The organism is Muriicola sp., assembly GCF_041567615.1.
Lineage (GTDB): Bacteria > Bacteroidota > Bacteroidia > Flavobacteriales > Flavobacteriaceae > Muriicola.
The window spans coordinates 1-9369 of record NZ_JBFGBM010000103.1 but is presented as its reverse complement, the minus strand read 5'-3'; the positions used below and the strand labels follow the sequence as shown (position 1 = coordinate 9369).

Sequence of the window (9369 nt, the reverse complement as noted above, 5' to 3'; positions counted from 1 at the left end):
TTCACGTGAGTTATATAGATGCTGAACAGGAAATCGATCTGGGATTTGATACCGAGGAGTACCTGCCTGCAGGATTTGATCCTCACCGATTTTTTTTCGATATACATTCCATCGAATATATCGAAGATGAAGAGTTGTTCGATATCGATCTAGCCATCATTATTCAGGTGCCGACATCCGGAATTATGCTCGCCTACGACAGGGAGCCCGGTGAAGGTTTTTGAATCCTGAATTAGAAAATTTCGTAGATCCCTGGGAAAGGTAATTCCCGGGGATTTTTTTTAGAATAACAAGGGTAATATAAACTGGAACATCAGCACCAGCAGGACCACGGAGATCAAATTCAGTATGACACCCGCTCTGGCCATCTGGTGTACCTCTATGTAGCCGCTGGCAAAGACGATCGCATTGGGAGGGGTGGCCATGGGGAGCATAAAGGCACAGCTACTGGCAATGGTGACCGGGATGAGCAGGTGCAGCATGGGAATGTCCAGTCCGATAGCGATACCTGCCACCACGGGAGCCAGAACGGCGACCAGGGCTACATTGCTCATGAGCTCCGTCATGAACAGCATCAGCAGGATCAGGAGGGAAGCTGTGATTAGGATCTGGAAGTCACCGTTGGCGATGGCGCCTGAGACCACATCTACAAGCCCGCTGCTAGACATACCGTTGGCCAGGGCCAAACCTCCCCCGAACAGGATCAGAATTCCCCACGCCAACTTGTGGGTGTCCCCCCAGGTGATGATAAAGTCATTTTTCCTCAAATTATAGGGCAAGGCGAAAAGGGAAATAGCTCCGATCATAGAGATGATAGTATCAGAAAGCCCCAGGGCCGGGAAAATACTGTTGATCACGGTCCGGAAAACCCACAGAAAGACAGTTACCCCAAAAATGGCCAGGACCATTTTTTCCTTCCCTGAAATAGGCCCCAGCTTTTTGAGTTCCTCCTGAATCACCTGGCGTGAGGCCGTGAACTGCAACTGCCGGTTCGGGAACATCCATTTTACCAGTACCCAGTAGCAGATCAGGAGCAAGATGACGGAAAAGGGCAGGCCAAAGGTCATCCATTTCAGGAAGGAGATCTCGATCTGGTACTGGTTCTCCAGAAGGCCGATCAAAACGGAGTTCGGAGGGGTGCCGATTACGGTGGCGATCCCCCCGGCATTGGCTGAAAATGCGATCCCAAGCATCACGCTAAGGGCAAAATTCCGGTCGTCCTTCGTAAAACCGTCTTCATCGTGAATCAAAAGGCGGATCACGGACATAGCGATAGGGAGCATCACCACGGTACTGGCCGTATTGCTGATCCACATGCTCAGGGTGGCCGTAGCGATCATAAAGCCCAGTACTACTTTGTTAGGGGTGGTCCCTGTGATCCGAATGATGGTAAGGGCGATCCGTTTATGGAGATTCACCTTCTCCAGGGCGAGAGCGAGTACAAAGCCCCCGAAGAACAGGAAAATGATCGGGCTCCCGTAGTTGGCTCCCACCTCGGTGATGTCCATCACATCAAGGCTTGGAAAAAGAACAAGAGGCAGAAGGGCGGTGACCGAAATTGAGACCGCTTCTGTGATCCACCAGACCACCATCCAAAGGGCCGTAGCGATCACGGCATTGGCGTATTCCATGCCGGGCAACAGGTCCGGAAGGTTGATCAGGATGAAGAACAGGGTCGGTCCCAGGAAGAGGCCGATCTTCTTACTCCAGGGCATAGGGTGTAATTTTGGCCTAATCTATAGGTTATTTTTCAGTTGGGAAAATAAAAAAGGGAGCGAACCGCTCCCTTTTCCGAACATGGCAACCAACCCTTTACGGAGTGAGATCAATGATCGACAGATCACTGTCACAGGCTCCGTAGAAGATCTTTATTTCGTTTTCGACGTCGTATCCCGCAATAAAGTAGAGCACGTTGTCCTTCAGGACGAATTCAGGCAGGTAATTTCCGTTGTACCTCACCTGGGCGGTTTGCACCCCTTCTGTGCTGAATTTTCTCAGGTAATCATCTGTGGAGACCACAAAGGAATTTCCAAGCGATATCAAAGCCTGTATGTTTGAGGTTCCCTCGTAGAAGTCCTTTTTAATGGTATTTCCTGCGCTATCCGTAACACGCAATTCTCCGTTGGCGTACATGGCCAGGTTGCCGTTGGAGAGTTCTGCCAGGTGATAGCTTCCATTAAAGCTATTGCAGTCTGAGACGGCTCCGGTTAGAGAGGAGTCCTCATAGATCACATGTCCTGTCACATTCAGGTCGCCATCCATAAATACAAGCAGGGGTTTGTAGTTCGACACATAGGGCAGGGTGGTGTTTTTATTGAAAACGGCCCCGTAGGCCACATAACCCCCGTCTACCGCGATCATGTCGCCTATCATGGAATCGGCCGGCCCAAAGGCATTCAGGGTTACCGCGTAGGCGTCTCCGCTGCTGTTCCTTTTTTCCACGGCGGTCTTATAGATCCCACCGTCTGCCTGGGTCCCAAAATAAAAGTAATCTGACCCAGAGGGAAGTTGTCCGTAACTGTGTTTCGTCGCACTGCTGATGGCATTCAGCAGGGTCCATACCCCGGTGTAATTCACCTCCTGCGTTCCGTAGAGGTTACCGAGAGTCCTGGAGAAAACAAAATTCATTTTCCCGCTCGGGTAGAAATTGACAAAACCGCTACCCGAATTATAGGGCTTATCTGCGATATAATTGGATGCATACTGAAATTCCCCGTCGAATTCCCGGTAGTAAAATTTGGATCCTCCCCCGCCTGCATTATCCTGAAAGAGCTCCAGGGTATAGATGTTTCCGGTGATGGGATGAATCCCGGCCTCAAGAGGCAATCCGGTATATCCATCCGGGATCTCAGGGAAAAGGTAAGAGGCCTCAACGACCAGTACGGTAACCGATTTTGACTGGCTACTGGTATCTTCCCCGTTAGATACAGTCAGGGTGATCTCATAAGTTCCTCCTTCTTCAAAACTGACCGAGGGATTTTCCAGCTCGCTGCTGGTACCGTTGCCAAAATCGAAGGAAAAGGAGGTGGCCCCTTCAGAACAGTTGCTGATGGATAGCACTTCGCCTACGCTGAGGGTCGCGGTGCTCAACTCAAAACAGGCTTTCAGGGATACCTCATCATCGGGGTTGTCATCGATCAGGGTAAGGCCGTCCTTAGAACAGCCGAAAAGAAATATAAGGCCCAGGCCTAAGAGGTAGATTTTTTTCATAAACACAGAATTGGGGTTCCATGTTTATAAAACGACAGAGCGCCTTGCTTATTTAAAAAATTAACAGGTTTTCGATGAGATGCACAGGGTATAACCCTTTGATAATAAATAATTTAGACAATTTTAAAATGTCGTTTGTCGAAAAGGGCCCTACAGCAGGGTACAGAGGAGGTTTTCCCCCTCTTTCACCACTTTAATCAGGCCGTGTGCATTTAATCCTTTCATCCCCTTGTCCCAGGCCTTGTTACTCAAGCCGGCCTTCTCCTTCAGGACAGGAAGGGAAATGGGATTTTCCTGTTTTAAAAGGCCCAGAATGGCCTTTTCATTCTCGCTGAGGTCGGGTAACTTCTTTTCGGGCCTCATCTGCGGGAAGAAGAGTACTTCCTGTATGGAGGCATTGTTCGTCATCAACATCACCAGCCGGTCTATCCCGATTCCGATCCCCGACGTTGGGGGCATCCCGTATTCCAGGGCCCGAAGAAAATCCTGATCGATGAACATGGCCTCATCATCCCCCTTTTCGGAAAGTTTTAATTGCTCCTCAAAACGCTCCCGCTGATCTATGGGATCATTCAACTCAGAATAGGCATTGGCGATCTCCTTCCCGTTCACCATAAGCTCGAATCGCTCGGTGAGTTCGGGGTAGGTGCGGTGTTCCTTGGTAAGCGGACTCATCTCTTTGGGATAGTCGATAATAAAGGTGGGCTGTATGTAGTGCATCTCGCATTTCTCTCCGAAGATCTCATCGATGAGCTTGCCTTTTCCCATACTGTCATCGATCTCGATATCGAGGTTTTGAGCGACTACCCGGATCTCTTCCTCGCTCATCCCGCGCAGGTCATAGCCCGTGTGTTCCTGGATAGCGGTAAGCAGAGGAACCCGGGGATAGGGCGCCTTAAAGTCGATCTCCCTTTTCCCCACTTTCACTTTGGTACTGCCATGGGCGTCCACAGCTACTTTTTCAAGCAGGCGTTCCGTAGTCTCCATCATCCAGTGGTAGTCCTTGTAGGCCACATAGAGCTCCATGACGGTAAACTCAGGGTTGTGGGTGCGGTCCATGCCCTCATTCCTGAAGTCTTTGGAAAACTCGTATACCCCTTCGAATCCGCCCACGATCAACCGCTTCAGGTAAAGTTCATTGGCAATCCGGAGGTAGAGCGGAATGTTCAGGGCATTGTGGTGGGTCACAAAAGGCCTGGCTGCCGCTCCCCCGGGGATGGGCTGAAGGATAGGAGTTTCTACTTCCAGATAGCCCATATCGTTAAAGAATTCCCTGATGCTGTTGGTGATCTTTGTCCTCTTGACAAAGGTGTCCTTGACCCTGGGGTTGACCACCAGGTCTACATACCGCTGGCGGTACCGCTGTTCGGGGTCGTTGAACTCGTCGTAGACATGGCCCTCGGCATCCACTTTTGGAAGAGGGAGGGGCCTGAGCGACTTGCTCAGGATGTCGAAATGCTTCACCATGACTGTCTTTTCCCCTACCTGGGTGGTAAAGAGTGTGCCATGGACGCCTATGATATCACCTATGTCCAGTAATTTTTTGTAGACATCGTTGTAGAGTGACTTGTCCTCCCCCGGGCAGATCTCATCCCGGTTGAAGTAGACCTGTATCCTGCCTTCACTGTCCTGCAGTTCTGCAAAAGAAGCCTTTCCCTGTATACGCCTCGACATGAGTCGGCCTGCGATCACGACCTTTTTTCCTTCCTCGTAGTTCTTTTTGATCTGGGTCGATTTGGTATCCACAGGATACAGAGCAGCGGGATAGGGGTTGATTCCCATCTCCTTTAACTTGGCCAGTTTCTCCCTCCGTACTACTTCTTGTTCAGACAGTTGCATATTCCCAAAATTGAGCTGCAAATATAGCCAGATACGGGCAATCTTTCAATGAAAATCGCGCCCCAGGTGTAAAATAAAAAAGGATCGGACTGTAACGTTTTGAGGAAAAGGAATACTGATAGAGTGCATCAATCAAAATACATCGCAATGAGCTTCTGGCGCGTATTGCTCGCTATCCTCTTCCCTCCCCTTGCGGTTATCGGGAAGGGATGCGGCTCTATTCTTATCGTTTTCCTGCTGACACTCTGTGGCTGGGTGCCCGGCGTGATCGCGGCCCTGATCATCTTGAATAATCCCAACTGATCCTCGTATCTTTGCAGCCTATGAACAAAAAGGTAGGTCTACAGGAGCTGGGATTGAAAGACTACAAGGACACCTGGGATTACCAGGAGGAGTTGTTCCAGGAGATCCTGGGGATCAAGATCCGCAACCGTCGGGAAGGAACTGATCTGCCTACTCCCAACCACTTTTTGTTCGTGGAACACCCCCATGTGTATACCCTGGGGAAAAGCGGCGATATCAGTAACCTGCTGGTCCCTGAGGATCACCTGCGTGAAAAGGGAGCCACTTTTTATAAGATCAACAGGGGAGGGGACATCACCTACCACGGACCGGGACAGATCGTGGGGTATCCCATCCTGGACCTGGACAATTTCTTTACGGACATCCACAAATACCTTCGGTTGCTGGAGGAGATGATCATTCTTACCCTCGCCGATTACGGCCTGAAAGGGAAACGTTCCAAAGGTGAGACCGGGGTCTGGCTGGATGTAGACACCCCATTTGCCAGGAAGATCTGTGCGATGGGCGTGAGGGCCAGCCGATGGGTCACCATGCACGGCTTCGCCTTCAACATCAACACGGACCTGTCTTATTTCGATATGATGATCCCCTGCGGGATTAAAGGCAAGGGCGTTACCTCCCTGAATATTGAACTGGGCAAGACAGAAGTGTCTATGGAGGAGGTGCGGCAAAAACTATTGCAGCACTTTGCTCAGCTGTTCGAGGCGGAATGGGCATAGGTCCCTGTTCCGGAAATCAGAAGATACTTCTCTGAAACTGTAACATTTAGCCGGCTGAAGCGTCTATAAAGTAGTTAACCTAGTCAATAAACTACTGCAATGTCGAACATCAGAACACAATTCACGCACAAGAGCATCATGCTGGGTCTGCTATTCCTGGGGATGCTGTTGAACTCACAGGTTGAGTCGTGGCGTTCAACTGATGTGGTGGCAGACAAGGAAATAAACTCATCATCAGACATTCAATCTGTAGAGTCTTTGGAATCCGATTCACTGAATTCAGAAGATAAGGGTGCTGAGGTAAGTATGGCTGAATTCGGGTAATCCTAATTCCTAAGGGCCCTGATACCTTTTACCAATACAGAATTTTGATCTTCTGTAGAATTGGAAAATTGAAGTAAGGATACTGCTTCGTTTTCTCTTTTAAATCACTTTAAACTGTAAACGATCAGCGAATTCTCCTCAAATTTGGCGGCGATCTCCACCTTTCTGTCATTGTCCATGTCCGAGAGGTCGATAGGGGAGTTGGCATAGACCGGGAATCCCGTGAATGGGATGGCATTGCTGTCAAACAAATACGCGCGCTGGGTCTGGATGTCGGTGACGCTCACGTAGATCTTGTCGTAGATATAAAAGATGCGGGGTTTAGTGTACACGCCAAGGTCCAGGGATGCCTTGTTCCCTTTGATGGTGAGTTCATTGTCATTCATCAGGCTCAGAGTCTTTACCGTAGCATCCATCCCGTGATCCGCGGCCAGGTTAAAACGGGTTTTTGTGGTCCTGCCCCGGGTGTCTACGGAGAAAAGGGTTCCCGTTTTGTCCGTCACGATGAATTTGTCGTTATAAATATAGACGTCATTGTCTGAAAATTCTATCTTTTCCTTTACGGCTACCCTCGTATCCCCAACGCGGTTTAGGATCTTCAATGATCCGTCCTCGAGGCGAAAGACCAGGTAATCCCTTGTTCCTACCCTGAAATGTTTGGGCCGGTCCAGGATGGGGCTGTCTGCCTTGGTATATTTAAAACCTGTGACAATTTTCCCTTTGCCGTTATACATGCGGATATCGTTACCCTGGGTGACCACAAACCGATAGTTGCGATTGCCCTCGTAATCAAAGACGGCCAGCGGATTGAGGACAGGGCCTGAGAATTTCATGGTGAAAGGAGCCACCTCATTCCCGTTCCTGTCCAGTACCAGGAACTGGTTGCTGGTGGTAAAGGCCAGCTGTAGCCTGCCATTTTTATACAGGTCGATCTGCTCGATCCGTCCCTGAACACGCCCATCCAGCTCTTTTTTCCACAGGATCTTCCCCTCTGAAGAAATGAGGTAAAGGTTGTTCTTAGTATCCTGCACAACGATCTCCTTTTTGTTGTTCCTGTGGTCAGCGACAAACTGGGGGACCGTCGCAAGGGGAGCATCGAGTTGCAGGGTGAAGCGCGGACTGACCCCTTGCCTCCGAACTCCGCCCGTTTTTTTCTTTTGAAAAATGTTGAGATGACAAAAAGATCGGTCGGCCACCACCTGGAATGCCAGCAAGGGATCTCGTAGCTCTGCTCTATCACCGAGCCCGAACAGCGCAGGGGGCAGGAGGTACGAGGCCCGATCCTGTAATTTATCGCTATCGCCTATCAATAAGAGGGAAGATGACTCCGCGAGTTCCTCCTTTGCGCTCTGATAGGTAGCCGACTTGTCATAAGTGCTTCCGCTGTTGATATTGCGGATGATCAGTTCCAGGAATTCCTTTTTGTCACTGAAGACAAAGGAATTGTCCAGGACTGCGTAATGTGTGAAGCGAAAATCCCTGACAAGGGAGGGGAAAGCCTCCTCCAGCAATGAATGAGGCGTTAGCACACCAACTTCTTTTCCCTGGTAATCATAACGGTCCTGGCGTGCATCCTGCAGGAATTCGGTCAGGCTGAGGGCACCGAAGGTATTTAGGAGGACGGCCCTGTTGTTCTCCTGGAAGACCAGTCCGACTTCCTCAGTGGTCTGAAACAGGGAATCTGAGGCCCGAGTTCCGGGAAAGGCTTTGCGCTGATTTTCGGAAAAGACGCTGTGGTCTGCAAAAGAGAATGTCAGGAGTCCGTCAACTCCTTCCGGGGTCAGCGAGGCAAGGGTGTTCAGCACAGGTCGGGTCTGATCAAAAAGGCTGACCAGGGAAGGGATACTGTCTTTAGGGATTCCTACCCCGGTCCATTGCAGCTTATCGGGAGTGTGGCTGAGGTCGAGTGCAAGGGCACCCGCCAGGCCGGACCATTTCGTTTGATTTTCCATGGCGGGACTCGCCAGGGAGTCTGCTTTTTCCGAATCGACAAACAGGGTGAATGGCCGTCCGGTAGCGGAACTTTTCAATAAGGAAAGGCGCATAGGGTCTTGATCTTCGGAAAGGCCCGAAGCATCAAAGGAAGCGATGAGAAAGGAATCGCGGCTGGTCAATCTCAAATTTCCGAGATCCCTGGTGAACTTTTTTTGGTACAAACCGGCTTCCACCTCCTCAGGAATGAGGGAATCTGAGGGGAGTTCCCCTGTTACGGCGAGGCTGTCCTTTTCCTTAGCGACCTCCCGGATCCGCGAAATATACAGATAGGAAAGGCTGTCCCCTTGAACGGGCAGGGCTGCCAGGTACCCCGCCTCCTCGGGGGAAAGGTCTTTAAAGTATTGCAGGAAATTGAGAAAAGGTAAACCAATACTCGAAATATCCCTTGAGAGATATTGATCCACCTCTCTGAAGGTACCTTCGGGATCATGGACCTTCAAAATATAAACGGCATTTCGGGGAATGGCTTCTTCGGGTGAAAGGTCGGATCTTTCCAGCGGATTACACCCTGCGAACAGAAGGGCGATCAGACCCAGCCTAAGAATACCTTTCATACGCCTGTTTTGAGGCAAAAATAGGATTTTAAAGCTCAAGGGATAACTGTTCACTCCTGATTTTGAAACTTTTTCGATGGTACCTGGTCAGGCCGTATTTCCGAATCGCAGCACGGTGCTCTTCGGTAGGATATCCTTTATTCTGCCGCCAGTTGTACATGGGAAATTCTTCGTGAAGTGCTTCCATGATCCGATCTCTTGAATTCTTTGCGAGCACGGAGGCGGCTGCAATGCTCATGTATTTTCCGTCTCCTTTGACGATACATTCATGGGAGAAGCCGGCATAGGGTTTGAAGCGGTTCCCGTCTACCAGGATGTGCCTGGGTGCTACCTGGAGCTTTTCAAGCGCCCGGTGCATCCCGAGGATGGAAGCATTGAGGATGTTGATCTCATCGATCTTTTCAGGCTCGATGTGTACAATGCCG

General features: G+C 50.1%; 9 protein-coding genes. 4 read left to right on the top strand and 5 right to left on the bottom strand.

All coding sequences use genetic code 11. The annotated features are described in order from the left end of the window. On the top strand, positions 1 to 224 hold a 224-nt coding region (locus ABYP73_RS08330), incomplete at its 5' end, for a hypothetical protein (protein WP_372974016.1). A gap of 57 nt (positions 225 to 281) precedes the next feature. Here the strand turns inward: ABYP73_RS08330 and ABYP73_RS08325 are convergent. From ABYP73_RS08325 to lysS, 3 genes are all read right to left on the bottom strand, one after another. Further along, the gene (locus tag ABYP73_RS08325) at positions 282 to 1715 is read right to left on the bottom strand and encodes a DASS family sodium-coupled anion symporter (RefSeq protein ID WP_372974015.1); all 1434 of its coding nucleotides are present in this window, start codon (positions 1713 to 1715) and stop codon (positions 282 to 284) included. Positions 1716 to 1812: 97 nt separating this feature from the next. Beyond that, positions 1813 to 3210 (bottom strand): PKD domain-containing protein, encoded by a 1398-nt coding sequence (locus ABYP73_RS08320; protein ID WP_372974014.1) that lies wholly within the window; start codon positions 3208 to 3210, stop codon positions 1813 to 1815. Positions 3211 to 3360: 150 nt separating this feature from the next. After that, complete coding sequence (lysS, locus tag ABYP73_RS08315) at positions 3361 to 5049, bottom strand: lysine--tRNA ligase (protein ID WP_372974013.1); 1689 nt, start codon at positions 5047 to 5049, stop codon at positions 3361 to 3363. A 147-nt stretch (positions 5050 to 5196) separates the two neighbouring features. On the opposite strand from lysS, the gene ABYP73_RS08310 reads away from it, so the two are divergent. From ABYP73_RS08310 to ABYP73_RS08300, 3 genes are all read left to right on the top strand, one after another. Next, positions 5197 to 5352 (top strand): YqaE/Pmp3 family membrane protein, encoded by a 156-nt coding sequence (locus ABYP73_RS08310; RefSeq protein WP_188370667.1) that lies wholly within the window; start codon positions 5197 to 5199, stop codon positions 5350 to 5352. Positions 5353 to 5372: 20 nt separating this feature from the next. Beyond that, complete coding sequence (gene lipB, locus ABYP73_RS08305) at positions 5373 to 6071, top strand: lipoyl(octanoyl) transferase LipB (RefSeq protein WP_372974012.1); 699 nt, start codon at positions 5373 to 5375, stop codon at positions 6069 to 6071. 99 nt (positions 6072 to 6170) lie between these two features. Further along, positions 6171 to 6395, top strand: coding sequence for a hypothetical protein (locus tag ABYP73_RS08300; RefSeq protein ID WP_372974011.1), 225 nt, complete (start codon positions 6171 to 6173; stop codon positions 6393 to 6395). A 104-nt stretch (positions 6396 to 6499) separates the two neighbouring features. On the opposite strand, the gene ABYP73_RS08295 is transcribed toward ABYP73_RS08300, so the two are convergent. Both ABYP73_RS08295 and ABYP73_RS08290 read right to left on the bottom strand, forming a co-directional pair. Next, the gene (locus ABYP73_RS08295; RefSeq protein ID WP_372974010.1) at positions 6500 to 8944 is read right to left on the bottom strand and encodes a ribonuclease HII; all 2445 of its coding nucleotides are present in this window, start codon (positions 8942 to 8944) and stop codon (positions 6500 to 6502) included. A 28-nt stretch (positions 8945 to 8972) separates the two neighbouring features. Next, a partial coding sequence (locus tag ABYP73_RS08290) for a ribonuclease HII (RefSeq protein ID WP_372974009.1) occupies positions 8973 to 9369 on the bottom strand: 397 nt, incomplete at its 5' end.

Coding starts and splice junctions, on each gene's coding strand:
- ABYP73_RS08310 (WP_188370667.1), top strand. CDS start 5,197: ATGAGCTTCTGGCGCGTATTGCTCGCTATCCTCTTCCCTCCCCTTGCG.
- ABYP73_RS08300 (WP_372974011.1), top strand. CDS start 6,171: ATGTCGAACATCAGAACACAATTCACGCACAAGAGCATCATGCTGGGT.
- lysS (WP_372974013.1), bottom strand. CDS start 5,049: ATGCAACTGTCTGAACAAGAAGTAGTACGGAGGGAGAAACTGGCCAAG.
- ABYP73_RS08320 (WP_372974014.1), bottom strand. CDS start 3,210: ATGAAAAAAATCTACCTCTTAGGCCTGGGCCTTATATTTCTTTTCGGC.
- ABYP73_RS08325 (WP_372974015.1), bottom strand. CDS start 1,715: ATGCCCTGGAGTAAGAAGATCGGCCTCTTCCTGGGACCGACCCTGTTC.
- ABYP73_RS08295 (WP_372974010.1), bottom strand. CDS start 8,944: ATGAAAGGTATTCTTAGGCTGGGTCTGATCGCCCTTCTGTTCGCAGGG.
- lipB (WP_372974012.1), top strand. CDS start 5,373: ATGAACAAAAAGGTAGGTCTACAGGAGCTGGGATTGAAAGACTACAAG.